Genomic DNA, 21,100 nt, shown 5'->3' on the forward strand with positions numbered 1-21,100 from the left:
AGGTGGTAGAGCTGGAAGTTTTGCAAAAGGAAGTGGAGTTTTCCAGGCTTGTACCCAATCAGGAAGAATATTGCCGTAATTCTGTGCTTGTTCAGCAACTTCAAGACCAAGTTTATTTTCTTCAACAGCCTGCGCATTTACAGCATCAGGAGTAAAGTCATCACGAGGAACAACAGTCCAGCCAGAATCTTACAACATCTGGTCAATTTTTACACGAGCTTTCTGTTCTGGTAACAAATCATCATATCTACGAGTATGATCAATCCTGTATTCAGCCATAAACTTATCCTAATGTTCTGATAATACGAAGCTATGAGAATATTATACCACAGACCGCTTCATACTTACAGAAATTTTACCATATATATGTGTCAGGAATTGACACTCATACCTCTTTGCAACCTTGCAAAGCCATGCTTTTGCGGTTGCAGCGTGTTTTTCAGGTCGCCGTGCGTACCTGAGATGTGATAGACCGGCGTAACGGTCTGGGGCCCCTCTACTAATGTTGATGCGAAGTGTCAACTTTAGTGTGGGGTGCACTGAAGACGACCGTCTGACAGGGCATAAAAATGCCCCAGAACCGAGTAAAATGCCGTGCATTTTTACCGGGACTGGGGCTCGTTTTTCATTTCGCAACCTTGCAAAGCTACCTTTCTATGCCGCTTCTTACGATGCCTCTGCGATATTCAGAGTAGTTTCTGCAGCCTCTTGATTCCAAGACGTTGGCAAGTTTTCTTAAATAACCTGGTGTCATATTCATGAACCAGTTTTCCAGATTATTGAAAAGATTTTTAAGACCGCTAAAGAAAGCATCCACCATATTTTCAACATTTTGTGGAGTTGGATTTTTAGCGTAGCTGCCGTGGCATCGCTTAAGCTCTTCCATTTCCTGATAATATTCAAAACTTCCAGCCTGAACCAGAATTCCATCACGTGTTTTAATCCATGCGCCTTCCATGATTTTTAATTCTTCCACATATTCCTTTGTTACTTTCAATTCACCATTCAGTCTGGCAATTTCTACATCCTTCATTGAAGTTACTTTTTTTAAGCGTGAATAATCATACTTTATGCTTTCAAGATACTCGCGGTCTGCTTCCTCAATTTCTCTTTCTATTTTCTGGTTATATTCAATTTCTTTAAGATTGTCGAACTTTTCAAAATACACCTCTTCCCTTCTCTTAAGAGAAGCTTCCTTTTCGGAAAGTTCAGTTTCCTTTTTTTTAAGTTCTTCCTTTTTGTTATCATTTGCAGTCTTTGCAAGTTCATTTCTCAGCTCTTTAGAATTGGCGTTCTGCTCTTTTCGGGTAGCCTCTTCCAGTTTTTCATTTGCATCCTTTTCCAGTTGTTTTGCCTTACGCACTTTTTCATCCGCACTATATACCACATTCCATCGGTTATTTAATTGCTCGGCAGATTTATTCATGTCTGCTATTTCAGAATTAATTGCATCTATTGTCACATCAAGCTCTTTTGATTTCTTTTCGTTCTCCTTATGCAGCTGCCATTCATCACAGGTCATGTGCTTATGCTTTGGTCCAGATGTACGGTCAATTTTCAATCCATAAGATTCTGCAAAATCTTGCAAAGAATGGCGAACATCTTCTTCCCATTGCTGTTGTGCGGTTCCTTTTCCTTTCTCAGTAAAGTATCCCATCTGCGCAAGGCAGGCACTCATTGAACACTGAAGAGGAAGACTTGTTGTAAGAACTTTTCCATATCGCTCATAACAAACTTTCTGCCAGTTCATCTTCTGCCATTTTTCTTCATTAAATTCTTCGCCATTTTCAGCCGCTTCTTTCTTAAGGCGTTCTTTTTCTGATGCTTTAAACTTTTTGAAATCTGCAAGTTCTTCTTTAGTCAGTCTTTCTGCAGTAAAGATAATGTCGTGATGAATCATGGATGGAGAACGTACCCTTTTACCGGTTTGGGAATCGATTGAAAACTCATCATTATGAAGATAGGCTCCGGCTGTTCTTACCAAAGGCCAGCGTTTTGGAAACTCCTCTGTAACAAACTTTGTAAGGATTTCACTTGCTTTTTCTCTGTCTGGAAAGTTATCACGGTTTCCAATCTGATACTGAAACTCATAGCAGGCTTGTGTAAAATCTTTACCGCGGTCTCTTCCTGTAGCTTTCTGTTTGTCTTCGGTCTGCTCTCTTGATTGAAGAAATTCAGCTGCATAACCTTCTGCAGTTTTTCTACGGTCTTTACGTCTCTGTTCTGAATTGTATTCTTCAATCGCTGGACCAAAGATTTTATCAAAAGCTTCTGGGATTGTTCCTAAATCAATAAGAATCTGATGCGGTAAATCAAGATCAATGTTTTTGCGTGTCGCAACATACTGCGGATCCCGTATATTATGTCCGCGTTTAACATCAGGTCTGCAATGGGCTTCGACTCTAAACCCATGCCCACTTGTAGGCTGTGGTTCGATATATTCATGTTTTGCTGCCATACTGTACTCCTAAGTTATGCAAAAATTGGGCAGGCATAAAAAGGACTTCTGGCTGTCACACAGAAGTCCTTGATTGTTAAGCAGTTTCTTTTACGTTTTTAAATACTTTTGATTCTTTTAGGATTTCCGAAAGGATGTCTTCTTCATCTTTGCTGAACTCGGCCGCATTGATATTCAAATGATTTAATTTTTCATCACACAAAATTTCATCAATTGTTTTACCAAGTGCAAGCTCTTTCTTAAAATAAAGAAGTCCTGTCCTGAACCCTTCTTGTTCCAAACTTCTTGAATGGTCAGAAAACTTTTCTTCAGTCTTCTTTTTTTGTTCCTTGATTTTTGGCTTGGAAGAAGGCTCTTCTTTTTTCTCTGATGAAACAGTTTCTGTTTTCTTCTCAGGGGAAGCCACTTCTTCCTTCTGTGCAGAAAGTTCTTTCTTTGTTTCATTGTAGGCCATGTTCAAAGAAATCTTACCATCCTTAAAAGCTTCAAGAGTTTCTGGACTCGCTTTTCGCTCCACCTCTTTTATTTTTGCAATCTGACGAGGGCTAACCTGTAATTCGGCGGCAATCTCTGCATCACTTTTTGCTTTCTTTCCATCAGGACCTTTTAGTTCTGCAAGCTCCATATAGATCCTTGCAATTTCCTGATCTGAAAGATTTCTGCGGTCTGTCTGTTCGCGGAGTGCATACTTTTTTGCCTCTTCCAAAGTTGCAAAATGATGAACGATACACGGAACTTCTTTAAGACCTGCTTTAATTGCACAATGGCGGCGAGTGTGACCATCAATCAGAATGTACTTTCCGTCATGAGCCCAGACATGCAGTTCGTGGCCTGGCTTAAAGCCTTCAACTTTCATAGATTCTGTCATTGCAGATACAACAGATTCATCCATCGCAAGCATTTTTTCAAACTCAGGTAAAAGAACAATGTCTTTGATTTTCAAAGTCTTTTTCTGATTTGCCTTCTGCAAATTGTTAATCTTATTTTTGATTGTGTTTGTAAAATTAAAGTTCATAATGTCTCCCAAAGTGTTTTAGTTTAAGATTCCATATTCTTTCCAGAACTGGATTTTTTCATTTTCAAGAAGAAACGATCTTCCGGTTTTTGCTTTTACTTGATTTGTGAATTCGTTCAAAGCCTTTTCGTATGATTCTTTTTCAGAATCCGACATCTCGTAGATTTTCTTTTTGATAACAAAATCTGCTTGTGTCTGGTCATTGATTTCACGAAGTGAAACTCCACAGGTTGGACATGTAAAGTCATATTCCTTAAAGCGGGTAAAACAAACCGGACAGTCAATGTATCTGATGTTCTGTTCTGCCTTCTTTGTTTCTACAGGCTTTTTGACAAACGAAGAATTTTTGAAATCCCTCATTATGGAACTTGCCAGAGCCAGTTTTCTGAATAAACCTTCAAAGGATTTCTGAACATTTCCAAGCTTTGTCCGCTCAAAAACATATTTCAGATATGCCTCAAGGTTAGCTTCTTCGATCCCGGCATTTTCAAGCTGTTTTAGAACAGCCTCTTCAAAGTTCTTGTCGAACGGATATTCACTACCAAATAAACCTTTTATGATATTTACAAAAACTGACTCACTAACTTTTTCTGATTCCGGGTTAGTTAGTTCAGTTCTTTGTTTATCAGTATTTAGTTTATTAGTAGTTAGTAGTGTCCGATTATCCAGAACTGGATTTTCCATATCTGGATTATCCACATCTGGAAAATCGGTAAGTGGATGAACATCTGTATCAGCATCTTTTGCTTCAGGACTTTCAAATACTTGATATACGGTATTTTCGAAACATCCATCTTTTCGACGATTTCTGATTTTTTTGATATATCCGTATTCTTCAAGCATCTGAATTGCTGAATACAAAGCAGCTTTTCCATCGCTAGAATGATTTACAATCTCCGAAATATGAATTTTCCAATCATCTGGTAAACTCATCAGATATGTATGAACGCCTTTTGCCTTCCAGGAAATTCTGTCATCACGGATGCAGGTGTTATCTAGAATTGTGAAGTTGTCTTTACGATGTTGCTTAACAAAATATGTTTCGCTCACAAGTCCCCCTGTAGTACATCCCATAGAAAGACTCGGTATCTAGAAACAAACATACTTTTCTGATATAAGTAGAACTATGGTTAGTTTTAGTATGGTTTACAAAACTGCCTGCCCATGCGATTGAGTTGCCGCTCAGTCGCATTTTTGTTTTATTGCTCATGCTGGAACCTCCGCTCTCTGCTGAGCTTTCTTTGCAAGCTTTATGTACTTCTCCGGAACAACAGTAATGCCACATTCCTTTGCATAGTCAATGTAATCAGCATCACTGATTTTAAGCCACTTCATAACTTCCTCACGAGGAAATGCAAGACGTCCAGCGATAAATACTGAAAACTTAGGATTTCCACACCCTGGAAGTAAAAAGCGATTGCACTTGTAAGTGTTGAGTGCAGCACCACCTTTGAGTCCGGCACAATCCTCGATTGTGTAAAACTCTTTCTCGAAAGTGACTTTTTCTGCAGGCTTTTCAAGCATCTGTGTGATAGCTGAAAGTTCGCGAAAAAGCTTTTCGTTTTGAAGCTGAATCTGCTTCAACTCCAAATCAAAATTGTTCATAAATCCTCCCTTCGACTGTTTTTGATTCGGGATATTTATAAAAACAGTCTTCTGTGATATAATGATTAATACAAGCAAATACAAATCTCTGACCTGACAGGTTTTGATTAGTATTAATTAAATATCGCAAATAACAATATTATTGTTACTATCGATTTATACACTTAATATAATCATAATTATTGATATTGTCAATAAAATTGACGGTGTATTTTATGGGTTTTGGAATAGATTTAGTAAACAGAATTGATCAAGTTTTATCTGACACAGGAATGTCGCGAAAAGAGTTTGGAGAAAAACTCAATATTGTTCAGAGTACATTGGCGACATGGAAATCCCGTGATATATGTCCGCCTGTCGACACCCTTTCAAAAATAGCGGATGAACTAGAAGTCTCACTCGACTGGCTGATCGCAGGCTATCCTGGCTGGGGAGTAGATAAAGAGACCTTTGGCGAAAACTCAAGAGAAGCTGTCCGAGAACGAATTTACAAAGCCCTTATAAAAAAAGATGAACTTCCATCCGAAGAAGAACTTGCAAGAATACATACTGAAAACAAAACATCTTTCCCAATTTCATATCAGGCATTAAGAAACTGGTCCAAAGGCCGAATCAGTCTGGATATGTATTTCTTCCAGCAGATGGCATACAACTTAAAAACAAATATCCAGTACCTTCTTACAGGCCAGGATGACAAACTCCCTCAGGACTTTGATCCGGTACTCTTCAAAGCTGCCAGAGAAAACGCAAACAGCGTACACTGCCTCTACAATCTAAGCGAAGATAAAAAGAAAATCGTTTCAGATATGCTAAATAAGCTCATGGAGTTGGAACACTTAGAACACGTTTCCAAGAAATAAGATTTAAAATGAAACTGGCTTGCTGGTAATCCAACAAGCCACATTTTTTGCTCCGTTGCACTTTTTCAAGGGAGTTTTATTTAAATCTCCATCAAATAGTCTTCCACGTTTTTATACTGAACACCGTTTTCTTCTGAGCAGCTTTCTCCACGATATAGTACTACTTTTTCCAGGATTTTTCCGAATCTGAACTCTGTCTGTTTACAATTATCTTCGTTAATAAGATGGCGGTACTGGAACGGAGATTTTTCTTTACTGTGCTTAATTTCATAGATTTTACAGCAGACATTTTCAGGATCATAAACGACCATATCAAATTCTCCAACCGCAAACTGCAGCTTAAATACTTCGAGATTTGGATTTGCTTTTTTTGTTTCAAGCTGAACAATCTCTTCAAGCATACGGCCTTTTATATCATCAAGAATTCTTTCCGTAATTCGCTTTCGTACCTGAGCATCAACATTCTTAAAAGTTTCATCCATCATCAAACTTTTTATCAATGACTCGGCCTGAGAGTAACGTAAACCTGGCTGACTGAACACTGTAGTAACTTGCTTGTTATTTAAGTCATTCATGTTTACAAGAGGAATATCACAGGTTAAATCTAACAAATCAAGATATTCTTTTATTTCAAGTCTATGAACATCCTGAATATCAATTTTCTGTTCCTCTTTATTTCGGATTTTAAGGAACTTCTTTAAGCGTTCTGTAATTTTTTCACCATCAACATCATCAAGAATATCAGTAGGATTTTCACGGTCCTTTCGCATTATATCTTTTGCACTACCAAAGTCATGCGATTTAAAAGCTCGTGTAAGAACTTCAATCGTGAATTCGTGATTCATATCTTCGACAATTCTATTTATGGCACTTGTAAGTTCACCTTTATCATAAAGTGACTTTAGATTTCTGAAATGACTTCCATACTGATAGTTTTTAAGTGAGTGCTGGATATTTCGAGCAATAGCCGTATTAACATAATCAGCTGTACTTTTCTTTGTGCCGAAAATCCCTTTGTTATAATTGTCTCCACTCTGGCTCATAGTGCCACCAAATTCCATGTACTGGTCTATATCATGGATGCCTAAAACATTTGAAAACTCACGGAACGGAATAAACGTAGTGTGAAGCAGAATACATCGGTCATAAAGCTGTTCATCTTCCGAAAAAACAAAGCCAAGAGAATCTGTTCCAGAAAGAACTATTTTCATTCCGCTGGAGGCAAAAACATCGGAAAATAAAGCTGCACCTTGTATATAATCGTCCATCATTGTTACTTCATCAATGAATACGTATTTATATCCAAGAGTCTCTAGCTTTCGTAAATCTTTATTTACATCAGCAAGCGTGTTTGTAGAATTAATCTGAATAAAGACAGTTTTATTTCTGTCTTCGTCTTTAATGTTATAAATAATCTGGCGAATCAAGGTTGTTTTTCCTGTTCGTCGCAAACCATACAGGATGAAAACTTTGTCATGAGAATCGCTATATACATATTGTTCGAGCGCAGAATATAATTCTCGTTTCTTGTAATCCTTAATTGAGGCAGCGAAATCTTTCAGCGTTTTTCCAATTCTTACATCAGTAATAAAAGTTGGAGCTTCTTCCTGCGCTTCCGAAGTATCCAGGTTTTTATGACTTTCAAGATTTGACAATTGTGTTTGCAGGGACTTTCTTTCTTCAATCTGCTGTTTCAGATACTCGTGTTCATCTTCTTTGACAATGCGGGAACGCTGTTTACCATTCTCAGTCCATTGATAGTAAGTATAAGCCTTACCCCTGATTGTTTTTGTAGTAAGACCACCAGATGGAAGAGAGTCGATTTTTTTTAGGATTTCTTCTGCATTCATGCCTATATTGTAACTTATGTAACTTAGTTGCGCAAGTTAATTAAGTTACATAAGTTACACACAGAAGGTTTACCTGGGAGTTTTGTTTGAATATGGTATTTTTTGCCGATATATTTTGTCGAGTATAATCGACAGATAACCATTTAAGTTGTCGAATACAGTCGACATTATTTGTTACCAAAATTGTATAGTTTTGGTAAAATTTTTAATCTACTTGGGAGGTTTCTGTTGAGCTAGGGATATTAACTAGGGATATTAGCTGGGGATATTTCATATAACCTAGTAACATTATAAAAAAACGGCATACACCATAAGTGTATACCGTCTTCTATGAAATATAATGTTTCTAAAAGTCAGAAAAGCTTAAGCTTCAACAGGAACTTTTGCAGCAATTTTTTTTACTTCTTTTACAGAAATTTTAAGAAGGTCTGCTATCTGCTGCTCTGTAGCAAAATTTGTTTCGAGCATCTTTTTTACCAATTCAGCAGTCCTTATTTCTTTTCCTTCATTTACGAATCCCTGAACAATATCGCACATAGTAACACCTCCTATACCATTTGTAAATTTCTATTTTTCGATTATTATCCATTCTCCGACTTTGTCAGTTCCTTCACGCTTAAGTAAACCTAAGTCCTGGAGTTTTTTCATATTATTCTTTATATTTCTAAGGTTAATTCCAACAATATTTGACAATTCATTTTGAGTAATACTTGGCTTCTTCTTTATTTCTTCTAAGATTGATTTTTGTGAATCTGTCAATTTTACAGTGTCTTTTACAGTGTCTTTTACAGTGTCTTTTACAGTGTCTTTGTTTTGAGTAGCAAAAGAGGTTAAAATGTAATAAGCAACCTCTTCCGTTCTTCCTTTCTGAACTAAAACTCCCGCTTTTTCCATCTTTACCAATTCTTCAAAAGCTTCTGTAAGAGAAACGAGATTCATCTGAGAATAAGTCAGAGTATCAACAGCTCCGACTTCACGAGCAAAGAGTAAAGCCTCTTTTTGATTCTTATTGAAATCATACCGTTCATAGAGTCCAAGCCATTTTATATCATCTTCGTTATAAAACGGTTTTACAAGCAATCGGATTGTAAAGGAATCATCCCGTCTATTTGACTCAAATGTTGGAAGCGGCATTTTATTTTCAGAAAGCAGGCGACGGATTGTACGAATTCCAGTTCCCTTTGTTTCTGCAAGATTTGTCTCATGAAAAATCGTTGCAAGATGGTAATTTCGAGTATAACTTCCAGCATTACCTATGAATTCCTGGTCTTTTAAAGAAAAGCCTGCATTTATTATTTCAATTCGATTATTATAGCGGATAATCTGGGTAGGGCGATTCATTCTGTATGAACGATGCATGATTGAGTTTACGATTGCTTCTCGTAATACTCGGTCAGGAAGGTCCGGAGTAGTAGTTGCCTGAATCTGTCCTTCTTTCAATGAGAAATTAAGAGGTAGTTCTGAACGCACTGCATCCAAAATGCTATTCAGCTGCAGCAAATAAGAACCTGTAAATTCGATTGTTGAAAAACGTTCATCAGGATTCTGTACCCATTCATTTCCATGAACACGGATATAATCAATACGTGCCATAGGACAGAATTTTCTATGAGCTTCTTTAGTACCGAACATCAAAAGCCCTGTGTAAGTTAGAGTGCCGTTATCAGTCAAACAATCAAGAGATTCCAAAAGTTCTTTGTTGTCATATTTTAATTCAGCTGCTTCTGGATTTACACGAGATCTAAGCATTCTGTAATAGTCCAGGGCTTTTTCATCAACGTCTTTTATAGTGGTTCTTTTGACTTCACCAGAATCAAAACTTGAATCATCCAGATAAAAAGAACGTAAATCATCTTCGGTACAACGCTGGTCGCTAGAACCAATCCTACGCCAAGCACCTTGTGGAAGCCCATGCTTTTGAAAATATAATGGCTTTTGCTGAGAAGGAAGTTCTGGAACAAAAATCTTTAATATATTCTTTCCATCAAGTTGTTCTACATCAATTCTTGGACGAACAGCCATATTGAACATGCTTGCACATTGAGTAGAAATGTCAAGTTGTTTTTTATCGGGATCCTTTACTCCCTCAATTATGAATCGGTCGCCTTTAGATTTCTTATCTTCGCCCATTCCCAGAAGAATATAACCTCCACCAAGTCCTGGCTCATTGCTGAATGAGCATACGGATTCCATCAAGGATTCTGAAGTATCATCTTCACCTTTTGCTTCGATCCATACACATTCATCGGCTTCCTTGAGTCTATCATACAGTTCTTGAACGGAGTACATTTTCATATTTTTATTATCGTTCATTTTTGCCTCTTTTTCTATACCAGATTACTCAAACAACTTATTAGCTGCTTCTACTGCTGGCTTTACAGCTTCAACCATTTCAGGAATTGCAGCACGTGTGTAATGGTCTGTCATGGCAAGACTTGTATGACCTGCAATCTTCTGAACAGTTTCTCCGGCAACGTCACGGCGCATACGGGTAATGTATGTATAACGTAATGAATGAGGTGTAAGAACTCTGTTTTTGGTAATGATTCCAGATTTAGCAATCGCACGACGGAACCATTCTTCGGCAAGCCATTTGCGAATTGGTTTGTTGTAACGCTGGAATACGAAATCATCGCCAGAAAGATTATTCTCTGCTATGTATTTTTGAATAATGATTGCGAAGTCTTCTGGAAGAGGGGTAACACGAATCTTTCTGTCTTCATCAGAACCGCACTTATTATAAGTTGTTCTAAGAAGCTGATTATGTCGATAAAAGCCATCTACAACGAACATCCCCTGATCAAATAAGAACTGATTTACACGAGCTCCAATTGCTTCTCCAATACGAAGACCGCATTTTATACAACAAAGGAACATCAAATATATTGCTTTATGTCCTTCATCAAACTGAGGATGATTTGCGTATTTTGTAGAACTTAAGTTTATCCAAAGACTTTCATCAAATAGAATGTTGAGTTCATCTGTCGTGAATACATCCTTCTTAATACTGTTACGGCGGAACTTTGGAAACTGAGGAGCAGGAATATAAGGCAATCCCATAAAAGGAGCTTCTGCATAAACTTCACCAACAACAGTAAGGAAATTGTTTTTCCAACTGCCAGAATGCGGATCTTCTGTAAGAAAATCAATCACCATTGGAACTGTAAGGTCCTTAAGTTCCATGTCACCAAATTTAGCAAGGAAAATATCCAGCAAACCTCTTTTACACTTTAATGTTTCATATGTGTACTGCTTACCAAGTTTCTTCATGCGTTCAAGATGTGTGCTGCCAGGAATATACATCCATTCCGCAATCTTCGCTATCGTGATTTTCTCTTCCACGAACAACGGCGGCAGCGCAGAAACAAACGCATAAGCCTCTGCCTGAGTCTTACACCCCTTGCAAACCTTCTGATGCATAACACCTGTTACAGGATCGTTCCAATAACAGTACCACTTGTGTACAGTTTTACCTTTTGACTGAACTGATTTTTTGAAGATGTGATAATTTGAATCCATAATGGCCTCCAAGTTTTTTTTTGCTAAGCACTTAATATTCGCTTAACATTTTCAATAACCTGAAGGTCAGATTAATTAGTAAATGCTTGTATTATATAGATTTAGCACCTATCCCGAAGTGCCAAATCTTAATTGGTCTCTAGATTTGAACTAAGGACCAAAGGATTATGAGTCCTCTGCTCTAACCACTGAGCTAATGGCCCGAATTGGTTGTTATAATATCAGAAAAAGACGGCTTAATCAAGATAATAAAAAAAAGATTGAATTCTTGCCAACTCGGTGTAATAATAATAGGTACGTAAGATAAAAGGATTACAAAAATGAATGCCTATTCAAAAGAATCTATTTCTGATTTGATATTTGACAAGATTGATTCAATCATTGTCGTAGACGCTAAGAACGATAGCTATCACACCATAAAAAAACATGGAGTTTTTGAGAATTTTCTTGAGGACAATGGTAGTTATAAAAGTTTAATCGAAAAACTCTGGTTTCACCTTAATGATAATTCAAACAAGATTGCAGAAGAATATCATGTATTTATTCCGATGATTGGTGAATTTAAGGGTAAATATGTAGATCGTGTCAAAATCAATTGGGAAAATCAGATTCATCTTGTTCAAATATCCATTTATCCGCTTGATGAAACGGCAAGTCATTATCTTTTCATGCTTGATGAACTGGATAACTGCGAATATCTTCGAGAATTCCTTACCGACCGCAAGCTGGATACAATTCAAAGTACATTCCTTTTTTCAATGTATGTCGATTTAATTAAAGATATTTCCTACAGTATAAATGTTTCAGAAATTTCAAATGACCCGATGAATTACGATGTTAAGTATTCAACCTGGCGCCAGATGATTGTAAATATGATCTGGCCGGCAGATCAGAAGCTTTTCCTTGAACGTACAGATCCTGATTATCTCAAAAATAATCTTGAACCAGGCCGTACAACCTCTTTTGACTGTCAGATGAAGAATCTGGAAGGTGCTTTTATCTGGGTAAAACTGATTTTCAGCCGTACAGAAACTACAAATACAGATGATTTTAGATTTGTGTTTATGGTTCAGGATATTCATGATAACTCATTAAAGCTGTTTGATACTCTAAAACGATATGAAGAGCTTGCATCTAAGGATCCGCTGACATCTATCTATAATCATGGACGAATTGAAACCGAAATTATCAATTCAATTGATGCTTTCCATACAAAAGGTATTCCTGTGTCATTTATGATGCTTGATATAGACCATTTTAAGAGCGTAAATGATAAATATGGACATTCTGTTGGAGATATTGTTCTTAAGCAGTTTGTAAAAGAGATAAATGAATTTATTGCTCCTTATAATTTTACAATCGGCCGCTGGGGTGGTGAGGAATTTGTTTGTGTCTGCTACGATATGAAGCTTGATGAAGTTGCAAAACTTGCTGATGAGCTGAGACAGAAGATTTCTGAAACTGATTTTAAGAAAGTAATTAAGCTTACCTGTAGTATTGGTCTGACAGAGGTTAAAAAAGATGACACTGCGCAGATTATTTTTGACCGTGTTGACCATGCAATGTATGAAGCTAAAACTAATGGACGAAACCGAATAATTACAAACTGATTTTTACAGCTGATTGACAGAAGGCCCGTATTTTACAATAATATAGGCAATTAAGGCAAAGACGCCGTAGATATGATTCTGCTCTGGCAGGATTATGTCTACGGCGTTTTTTATTTAACCGAGGTAATTATGGGTTTTCGTGACGAATGTGGTGTTACAGGAATTTATGGAGTAGAGAATGCAGCAGCTCTTTCATATTTTGCGCTTACAAGTCTGCAGCATCGTGGACAGGAAAGTGCAGGAATTGCAGTTAGTGATGGAACAAAAATTAATCTTCATAAAGGAATGGGACTTGTAAGTGATGTTTTTGAACAGGGACATTTTGAAGCTCTTAATGGAAGTATTGCTGTAGGTCATGTTCGTTATGCGACTGCAGGCGGCAGAACAATTGATAATGCACAGCCCTTTATGAATTCGTTTAAGAATGGTTCTATTGCACTGGCTCATAATGGTCAGCTTGTGAACCATACAACGCTTAGGGAAATGCTTGAAGACCACGGCAGTACTTTTTCAAGCTCGAGTGATAGTGAAGTTATATTAAAGCTGATTGTAAGAAAATATATTGAAAACGGAGGTCATCTGGGAACTCCGAACGAAGAAGAAAACAGTGGAGAACTGAATCAGCAGAGATTTGTTGAAGCTGTAGTGCAGACGGCTAAATTGATTAAGGGCTCGTTTGCGCTTTGTATTATGACTGAGAATATGCTGATTGGAGTTCGGGACCCTAATGGAATCCGGCCATTATGTATTGGTCTGATTGGCGGGGGCGTTACGGGGGCGGAACCCCCGTTGGAAGGGGTAGCGAGCGACGAAGTGCGAGCGCAGGGGGAGACTTCCCCCTCTTACATTATTACTTCTGAATCTTGTGCGATTGACTCTGTAAATGGACGTTTTGTGCGCGATGTTGAGCCGGGCGAGATTGTAGTGATAAATAAGGTTGGGCTTCGTTCAATAAAATATGCAGAGGATAAAAAGCGAACCTGTATTTTTGAGTACGTTTATTTTGCGCGTCCGGATTCTGAGATTGATGGAATTTCTGTTCAGGAGGCTCGTTACAGGATGGGCGAGGAACTAGCTAAAGAATCTCCGGTTGATGCTGATATTGTAATTGGTGTCCCAGACAGTGGTCTTGGAGCTGCTCAGGGCTATGCCAGAGCCAGCGGTGTTCCTTATGGAATGGGAATTATCAAGAATAAATATATCGGCAGAACCTTTATTGCTCCAACTCAGAAAGAGCGCGAGAATATGGTTTTTGTAAAGCTGAATGCTATTCGCAGCGACCTTGAGGGCAAGCGCGTGATTGTAATTGATGATTCGATAGTTCGCGGTACTACGAGCCGGCGCCTTGTTCAGATTCTCCGCCGCGCTGGAGCTAAAGAAGTGCATTTCCGTGTATCATCTCCGCAGGTTAAGTTTCCGTGCTATTTGGGAATTGATACTCCAAGTAAGAATGAACTGATTTCTAGCAATCACGAACTTGAGGAAATCAGAAAGGAGATTGGGGCAGATTCTCTGGCTTTTATTAGTCTTGAGGGAATGAGAAAAGCCTTCGGTGCAGATTCATTCTGTAAAGGCTGTTTTAACGGCGAATATCCGGTTTAGCCGTATCTCTTAATGATTTCATCGGCGATCGCAGTACGTTTCATACTGCGGTCCATTGCATCTTTTTCAATAAATCGATGTGCTTCCTGTTCTGTCATACTCATATTCTGCATAAGCAGCATTTTTGCACGGTTTACAAGCTTGATTTCTTCCATTTTGACTTTGAGTTTTGTAGTCTGGCTTGAAAGTACCTGTACCTTGTATTGAACTGCAATTGCTGCCTTAATCATGTTGTAAAAATAGAACTGATCAAAAGGGTTTGTGATAGAGATAATTCCATATCCTTCAACACGATAGCTTACTTCTTCAAAAAGGGCTGGCGGAGTTAAAAGCAGTATTGTACTTAGTGATTCTGAAGCATCGGTTGCAAAATCTGCTCCTTCGCCATCTGAGTAATCAACAAGAATGATATTGTAAGTGCGTTCTGAAACACGGCGCCTTGCTTCATTGAAATCAGACAGGACTTCTGTTTCAAAAAGCGGCGGCATGAGCATTACGCTTATAGATTGAGAAAGTTTTGAGTCTTTTGTAACAACTAAAACGCTGTGGGTGTCTTCTGTCATTTTTAGAATCCAAGAACTTCCTTAATGAATGAGCTTTTTTCAGCGATTTCTTTTGCAGAATCCAGAGTGTCTGGCAGAGTTTTTAGTCTGAGGTCTCTCAATGGAGTTACCAGACGGTTACTGAGACTGTTAGAAGAGTTAGAGAACAGATTTTCAGTTACAGGCTCCGGAGGTTCCAGATTATTTTTAATTCCATCAAGAGCTGCGTGGATTAAAAGTGTGAATACCAGGTAAACATTACATTCGCTGTCTGGAGTTCGAATTTCCATACGGCTTGCTTCATCGGTTGTGATGGCTGGAACACGAATAAAGGTTGAACGGTTTTCGTATCCCCATGCAAGATAGCAAGGTGCTTTGCAGGAACCAAGACGGTCATATGAAGCTTCTGTACAGTTCATATAATAAGTCAGTTCTTCAGCATGCTTTAAGATACCTGCAAGAACGTTTTTGTTTTTTGATTTGTCTGAGCAGGAAATATTGATGTGGAAACCGCTTCCTGCTTTATCTGTAAGTGGTTTTGGAGAGAAATCTGCAAAGAGGCCTGCGCTTGCGGCACGGGTGCGGACTATCCATTTGAAGGTCGCGGCATTATCTGCGGCTGTAAGGGCGTCTGAATAATGGAAGTCGATTTCATTCTGACCCGGACCTTCTTCATGATGGCTTGCTTCCGGCTGAATACCCATCTGTTCAAGTGTAAAACAGATTTCACGGCGGATATTTTCTCCCTTATCTTCCGGAGCAATATCCATATAACTTGCATTATCAAAGGGAATCTTTGTTTGTTCGCCTTTTTCGTCGAGTTTGAAGAGGTAGAATTCAATTTCTGTTCCAAAGCTGAATTCAATGCCAAAGTCGTCTTTTGCCTTTTTTACTGCGTTTGCGAGAAGGGTACGGCAGTCTTTTTTGTACGGAGTTCCGTCTGGATGCGAAATTGTACAGAACATTCTTATAACTTTTCCGGTATTTGGACGCCATGGAAGGATAGAAACGGTTGTCGGATCCGGATGCAAAAATAAATCTGATTTTTCTGCGGTTTCAAATCCGTAAATTGCAGAAGCATCAAAACTGACTCCGTTTTCAAAAGCGTTTTGCAGCTGCGTTGCCATTATAGAAATATTTTTCTGTACACCCTTCAAATCAAAAAAAGCAAGACGAATAAATTTTACATCTTCTTCCTGTACATACTCTAAAACTTCACTTTCTGAATACATATTTACCTCTCGTGAACGAAAAAAGGCGCACATTCCATCCGGCGACAGTCCCGTCGTAAGATTGAATGAGCGCCTTTGCCCTTAATGATTTTATTTTATTCTATTTGCCGCTCATCTGTCAAGAATAAGTGGATTTCCGATAAACCTGATCAAGAAAACCTCCGATAATCAGAATATGGCACAGAAAAAAAAATCAAAGAAAAACAGCACTTTATTTGCAGCAGCCTGTGTACTTTTGGGCCTGCTGGTTATTTTAGTTATATTTCTTGTAAAAAAAGATCAGATATTTACTAATTTGAAGGAAACAGCCTTCTTTGATAAGGTATTTGGCAGTACACCGACTGTAATTGAAAATCATGAGCCGGTGGAAACAAAGAAAACAGAGACAATTCCTCTAAAAAATGATGAGGTTACTATAAAAATTGAAACTGAAGAAACTCCTGCTGCAAAATATACTGAGCCAGAGCCGGAAAAGCCTGTAGAATCAGCAAAACCTGTTGAAACTGCAAAACCTAAAGAGGAAACTCCAAAGAAAGCGGAAAATGAAAAGAAACAGCAGGCTACAGGAACAACAGAACTCCAGCTTTGTTTTGTAAATATTGATGGTGATGGCGCTGTTGTACGTCAGGTTATTAAACGTAAGGTAGCAAAGAGTGATTCTCCGCTGACAACGGCTATAAATCTGCTGCTTAAAGGACCTGATTCAACAATTTCGGGAGAACGTAATCTTATGAGTCTTATTCCGCCTGAAACAAAGCTTTTAAGTGCTAAAGTGCAGGGTGGCGTTGCTTATTTGAATTTTAATGAGAATTTCGAAATCAATTCCTATGGGGTTGAAGGCTATATTCATCAGCTGGAGCAGATTGTTTATACTGCAACAGCCTTTTCTACTGTTACAAGCGTTCAGTTTTTAATTGAAGGTGAAAAAAGAGATTATCTTGGTAGTGAAGGCGTGCTGATTGCAGCCCCTCTTTCGAGGAGCTCGTTCTAGCGATAGCTTTTTACAATCTTATCAAAGTAAGCAGATGTTTTAAGATAAGCTGTCTGATATGTAGAGATTGAAAAATAATCGAATCCGCCTTCTTTATTGCGTGTAAGTAGTTTTGTAAGGCAGACTGTGGTTTTGTTTTCTGGGAAATATGAGACTGTAACAATCTTATAATTGTCTTTAGCTGCTGTATAGGTAATTTCGTTGTTTTTGAAATCGATATAAGAGCCTTCTGAGCTTTCCAGAAGCTTTCTCTGAACATACAGATCATTCAAAACCTTATTTTCTGCAACTTTAGGAAGTACAGACATTGTTACCAGTGATTCATTACCTAAAGTCCAGAAGTTTTCCATTTTCTGTTCCCATGCTTCATCCAGAGTTACAGAGCGGTTTTCAAATTTGTAAACCTTTGATTTAGCAGGCTTTTTTGTTTCTTTTTGAACAGCAGGCTTTGTTGTGTTAATTCCCTTAAACTGTGAGAAAGTCTGGTCTTCGCTTGATTTAATTGTGCCTATTGTTACACAGTCAAAAACTTTGTTTCCTTTTTCATCTGCAATTGTGCGGATATTAAAAAGAGGAACTCGTGCATCAAAAGTAATTGAAGTATTACCACCAAACTGTGCATAATCCTGATCAATAATAAGCTTATCTGTTTCTACAACATCAGCTTTAATACGGCGTGCAGAGAATTCATAAAGCAGATCATGAAGATAGTTTACAATTTCTGTGTCATCAGTATCAGGAAGAATTGTAGAAATTATTTTTTCACCGGTCATATTCCAGAAATCTGCCTTTGCATCAACTGTGAGCAGAAGAGCAATTTCTTTTTCAGGAAGCTTTTCTGTGTCATCCTGAGGCGCAATGTAGCGGATCTGATAGGTTGCTTCATCGTACATCAGAATACCAACGTAACTTTCACGGGTAAATGAAGTGTCGCGATAGTAAACATACTCACCGGCACTGTCTGGAATAAATGAAGTAGTTCCAGGAAGTGCAGCAGCAGTGGTTGTCAGGATGATTGATGTGATTAAGGAAAGGATAGTTTTTTTCATAAATGGAAGTCCTGTAAGGATGCGTCATTGCGAGCGAAGCGAAGCAATCTATTTATTATGGATTGCTTCGTCGTTTCACTCCTCGCAATGACGATGGAAATTACGCATTTAATTTCTTGAGTTCTTCACGAACAATGTCAGCGGCCTTTTTAGCAACTTCGTCTGCTGGAACAAGAGTAGCTTCTGCATCCTGGCGGAGCTTCATTTCTACGTTTGGAAGGTTCTTGTCACCAACTACGATACGGATTGGGTAGCCGATAAGCTCTGAGTCTGTAAATTTAACGCCTGGGCGTTCGTTACGGTCATCGAGAATAACTTCGATTCCGTCAGCCTTCAAATCTTCGTAAATCTTATCTGCAACTTCCTTCATCTTGTCCTTGTACTGAACAGGAATAACTGCTACCTGATATGGAGCTACTGTCATAGGCCAGATGATTCCCTTATCGTCGTGATGTCCTTCAATGATAGAAGCAAGAGTACGGTCTACACCAATACCATAACATCCCATAAGTGGAGTTACTGGTTTTCCGCTTTCTCCAAGGTATGTTACGTTCATTGATTTTGTATATTTTGTACCAAGCTTGAAGATGTGTCCAAGCTCGTTACCTTTCTTCATATAGAACTTTCCGCCACATTCAGGGCAAGCATCGCCTTCTTTACAAGTACGAACATCAACAGTCATAAATGGAGTGAAGTCGCGGCCTGGTTCAACGTGCTTGATGTGGAAGCCGGCTTTTCCGGCACCTGCGATACAGTCGTGCATATCAACAGTAGACTTATCAGCAATTACAGGAATCTTAATTCCAACTGGACCAACGAATCCATGTGGAGCACCAGAGTACTTGAGTACGTCTTCGTCGCTTGCAAGTTCTGCACCAGAAGCTTTAAGTTCTGCTGCAAGCTTTGTTTCATTTACATCGAGGTCGCCGCGGATAAGTACGCAGAAGAAAGTCTCTGGAATATATGTCTGGCCGCCTTCTGTAACAGTCTGAGCGTTCTTATAGAACTCTGTTCCAGACAAATCAACTGCACAGTTGTAAACTTTGTAAACAAGTGCCTTAAGGAAGGTTGTTGGTTTTTCACCAAAGAACTTTTCCATGTCTTCAATGCTGAATACGTTTGGAGTTGCAACTTCTTCGATTGCGAGGTCTGTCTTTTTCTGTGGCTGACCGTTAGAGTCGAGAGGAGTTTCTGCCTTGCAGGCTGCCTTTTCAACGTTAGCAGCATAATCACAGTCTGGACACAGGAGGAGTGTATCATCACCAACTTCTGATTCAACCATGAACTCTTCTGAACCTGAACCGCCCATAGAACCTGTATCAGCTTTTACAGAGATAGTTGTAAGGCCCATGCGCTTAAAGATACGGCGGTAAGCAGCTGCTACGTTGTCGTAAGAAGCGTCGAGATCTGCCTGATCCTTGTCGAAAGAATAAGCATCCATCATTGTGAACTCACGTCCGCGCATTACACCATAGCGAGGACGGATTTCATCGCGGTATTTTGTATTAATCTGATAGAGTGTAAATGGAAGCTGTTTATAAGAAGAAAGACCATCGCGAACGATAGCTGTAAAAGCCTCTTCTGCAGTTGGAGAAACAACCATGTCCTGACCCTGGCGGTTTTGTGCTGTGAGCATTTCGCCTGCCATTTTGTCCCAGCGGCCAGATTCCTTCCATAAATCACCGGGTACGATTACTGTAGGTTTGATTTCGAGAAGACCTGCGTTGTCGAGTTCTTCACGGATAATTTTTTCAACTTTCATCAAAGAACGGAATCCGAATGGCATGTAAGCATAAAGTCCGTTTCCAAGTTTGCGGATAAGTCCGCTGCGCATCATAAGCTGATGGCTTGCGATAACTGCGTCATTTGGAGCTTCGCGCAGTGTTGAGATAATTGTTTTTGTAGCTTTCATAACGTACTATTTTAATGAAAGTACGTTATTTCTTCAACACGCAGATAACCTTGTCTGAGTCAGTGGTATAAGGAGTGCGTTTGTAATCGTTATAGAATTCACATGATGAATAGCCTACTTCTTTTGCATAAGAACGGATAGTTTCCATGCTGATAGGGCATACAAGTTCATCTTTTACTTCATCGATTACCTTGCCGCTTGCAGTCACTACATGCTGGAACAACTTGTATGAAGCCTGATCTGAATTTTTTATTACAGATGAATACAATGTTGCTCTTTGTGACTTTTTTGCAGGCAGTTCAACCTTTGTTTCAGAAAAGTCATATTTAGAAAAGTTCAAAATATCAAGCACAAGATAGCCGCCTTCAGAAAGGAGCATTCTCGAATCAAAAAGGAATTTTTTGATTAAAGTTCTGTCCTTCATGAAAATAACGCGATAGCAGAGACATGTAATGATGTTAAAGAAATTCTTGCCGAGATAACGTGCAAGATCTGCCGGGTTGAGATTGAAAATGTGTGCAGGATTTTCTTTGTTTGCCTGACGTGTGTTTACAATATTAACAAATTCTGTGAAGGAATCTGTCAGGGTAATATCATATTTCTCCTGCAATTGTTCAGTAAGTAAAGCTGGTCCACATTCCACTCCGAGGAATTTAGCGGGTACAGGAAACTCATCCCCCATAGCTGAGAAAAATTCCAGCTGATTCGGTTCAATAGGGAAAAAGTCTTCGTAATAATCTGTCCACTTCTTAATGTAAATCATAGTACGTTATATTATAAATCATAATTGTGGAAATTCAAGTTAAACTATTACAAGTCGGCAATCACAGTTTGCCTCTGAGAAATTCTTTCGAT

17 protein-coding genes and 1 tRNA gene are annotated in these 21,100 nt (G+C 38.6%); 4 read left to right on the forward strand and 14 right to left on the reverse strand.

The features are described from left to right. Positions 1–646: 646 nt before the first annotated feature. The 4 genes from AABJ44_RS02120 to AABJ44_RS02135 all read right to left on the reverse strand — a co-directional run bounded on the left by AABJ44_RS02120 (position 647) and on the right by AABJ44_RS02135 (position 5,078). Positions 647–2,458, reverse strand: coding sequence for a hypothetical protein (locus AABJ44_RS02120; RefSeq protein WP_338370279.1), 1,812 nt, complete (start codon positions 2,456–2,458; stop codon positions 647–649). Between the two features lie 76 nt (positions 2,459–2,534). After that, positions 2,535–3,473 carry a ParB/RepB/Spo0J family partition protein gene (locus AABJ44_RS02125; RefSeq protein WP_338370280.1) on the reverse strand — a complete coding sequence of 313 codons (939 nt, stop codon included), beginning with the start codon at positions 3,471–3,473 and terminating at the stop codon, positions 2,535–2,537. An 18-nt stretch (positions 3,474–3,491) separates the two neighbouring features. Further along, positions 3,492–4,523, reverse strand: coding sequence for a hypothetical protein (locus tag AABJ44_RS02130; protein ID WP_338370281.1), 1,032 nt, complete (start codon positions 4,521–4,523; stop codon positions 3,492–3,494). A gap of 156 nt (positions 4,524–4,679) precedes the next feature. After that, positions 4,680–5,078 carry a hypothetical protein gene (locus tag AABJ44_RS02135; protein ID WP_338370282.1) on the reverse strand — a complete coding sequence of 133 codons (399 nt, stop codon included), beginning with the start codon at positions 5,076–5,078 and terminating at the stop codon, positions 4,680–4,682. Between the two features lie 215 nt (positions 5,079–5,293). Here AABJ44_RS02135 and AABJ44_RS02140 point away from each other — a divergent pair, with 215 nt between their 5' ends. Continuing rightward, positions 5,294–5,938, forward strand: coding sequence for a helix-turn-helix domain-containing protein (locus AABJ44_RS02140; protein WP_338370283.1), 645 nt, complete (start codon positions 5,294–5,296; stop codon positions 5,936–5,938). Positions 5,939–6,018: 80 nt separating this feature from the next. Here the strand turns inward: AABJ44_RS02140 and AABJ44_RS02145 are convergent, their stop codons facing one another. From AABJ44_RS02145 to AABJ44_RS02165, 5 genes are all read right to left on the reverse strand, one after another. Continuing rightward, positions 6,019–7,788, reverse strand: coding sequence for a DUF6788 family protein (locus tag AABJ44_RS02145; protein ID WP_338370284.1), 1,770 nt, complete (start codon positions 7,786–7,788; stop codon positions 6,019–6,021). A gap of 363 nt (positions 7,789–8,151) precedes the next feature. Beyond that, complete coding sequence (locus AABJ44_RS02150) at positions 8,152–8,325, reverse strand: hypothetical protein (RefSeq protein WP_338370285.1); 174 nt, start codon at positions 8,323–8,325, stop codon at positions 8,152–8,154. 30 nt (positions 8,326–8,355) lie between these two features. Continuing rightward, positions 8,356–10,101, reverse strand: coding sequence for an RNA-binding domain-containing protein (locus AABJ44_RS02155; protein WP_338370286.1), 1,746 nt, complete (start codon positions 10,099–10,101; stop codon positions 8,356–8,358). Between the two features lie 24 nt (positions 10,102–10,125). After that, positions 10,126–11,307, reverse strand: a complete 1,182-nt coding sequence (locus AABJ44_RS02160) for a tyrosine-type recombinase/integrase (protein WP_338370287.1) — start codon at positions 11,305–11,307, stop codon at positions 10,126–10,128. A 133-nt stretch (positions 11,308–11,440) separates the two neighbouring features. Further along, positions 11,441–11,502, reverse strand: a tRNA-Met gene (locus AABJ44_RS02165). A 125-nt stretch (positions 11,503–11,627) separates the two neighbouring features. Between AABJ44_RS02165 and AABJ44_RS02170 the strand changes: the two genes are divergently transcribed. Together AABJ44_RS02170 and purF are read left to right on the forward strand one after the other, a co-directional pair. Beyond that, entirely contained in the window at positions 11,628–12,917 is a 1,290-nt protein-coding gene (locus tag AABJ44_RS02170; RefSeq protein ID WP_338370288.1) for a GGDEF domain-containing protein, read from the forward strand. A 129-nt stretch (positions 12,918–13,046) separates the two neighbouring features. Further along, entirely contained in the window at positions 13,047–14,519 is a 1,473-nt protein-coding gene (gene purF, locus AABJ44_RS02175; RefSeq protein WP_338370289.1) for an amidophosphoribosyltransferase, read from the forward strand. On the opposite strand, the gene AABJ44_RS02180 is transcribed toward purF, so the two are convergent. Both AABJ44_RS02180 and AABJ44_RS02185 read right to left on the reverse strand, forming a co-directional pair. Next, positions 14,516–15,082 (reverse strand): ANTAR domain-containing response regulator, encoded by a 567-nt coding sequence (locus AABJ44_RS02180; protein ID WP_338370290.1) that lies wholly within the window; start codon positions 15,080–15,082, stop codon positions 14,516–14,518. The genes purF and AABJ44_RS02180 overlap by 4 nt on opposite strands. Positions 15,083–15,084: 2 nt before the next feature. After that, a complete protein-coding gene (locus AABJ44_RS02185) occupies positions 15,085–16,293 on the reverse strand; it encodes a glutamine synthetase family protein (RefSeq protein WP_338370291.1) in 1,209 nt (402 codons plus the stop codon). Between the two features lie 175 nt (positions 16,294–16,468). Here AABJ44_RS02185 and AABJ44_RS02190 point away from each other — a divergent pair, with 175 nt between their 5' ends. Next, on the forward strand, positions 16,469–17,284 hold the full coding sequence (locus AABJ44_RS02190; protein WP_338370292.1) for a GerMN domain-containing protein: 816 nt from the start codon (positions 16,469–16,471) through the stop codon (positions 17,282–17,284). Here the strand turns inward: AABJ44_RS02190 and AABJ44_RS02195 are convergent. From AABJ44_RS02195 to AABJ44_RS02205, 3 genes are all read right to left on the reverse strand, one after another. Beyond that, positions 17,281–18,333 (reverse strand): DUF7954 domain-containing protein, encoded by a 1,053-nt coding sequence (locus AABJ44_RS02195; protein WP_338370293.1) that lies wholly within the window; start codon positions 18,331–18,333, stop codon positions 17,281–17,283. The two genes, AABJ44_RS02190 and AABJ44_RS02195, sit on opposite strands and share 4 nt — an antisense overlap. A 100-nt stretch (positions 18,334–18,433) precedes the next feature. Then, on the reverse strand, positions 18,434–20,245 hold the full coding sequence (locus tag AABJ44_RS02200; protein ID WP_338370294.1) for a proline--tRNA ligase: 1,812 nt from the start codon (positions 20,243–20,245) through the stop codon (positions 18,434–18,436). Between the two features lie 25 nt (positions 20,246–20,270). Next, positions 20,271–21,008: a hypothetical protein gene (locus AABJ44_RS02205; protein ID WP_074641351.1), complete on the reverse strand. Its 738-nt coding sequence runs from the start codon at positions 21,006–21,008 to the stop codon at positions 20,271–20,273. Positions 21,009–21,100: the final 92 nt, after the last annotated feature.

Origin of the sequence: Treponema bryantii, from assembly GCF_036492245.1 — a bacterium.
GTDB lineage: Bacteria > Spirochaetota > Spirochaetia > Treponematales > Treponemataceae > Treponema_D > Treponema_D bryantii_C.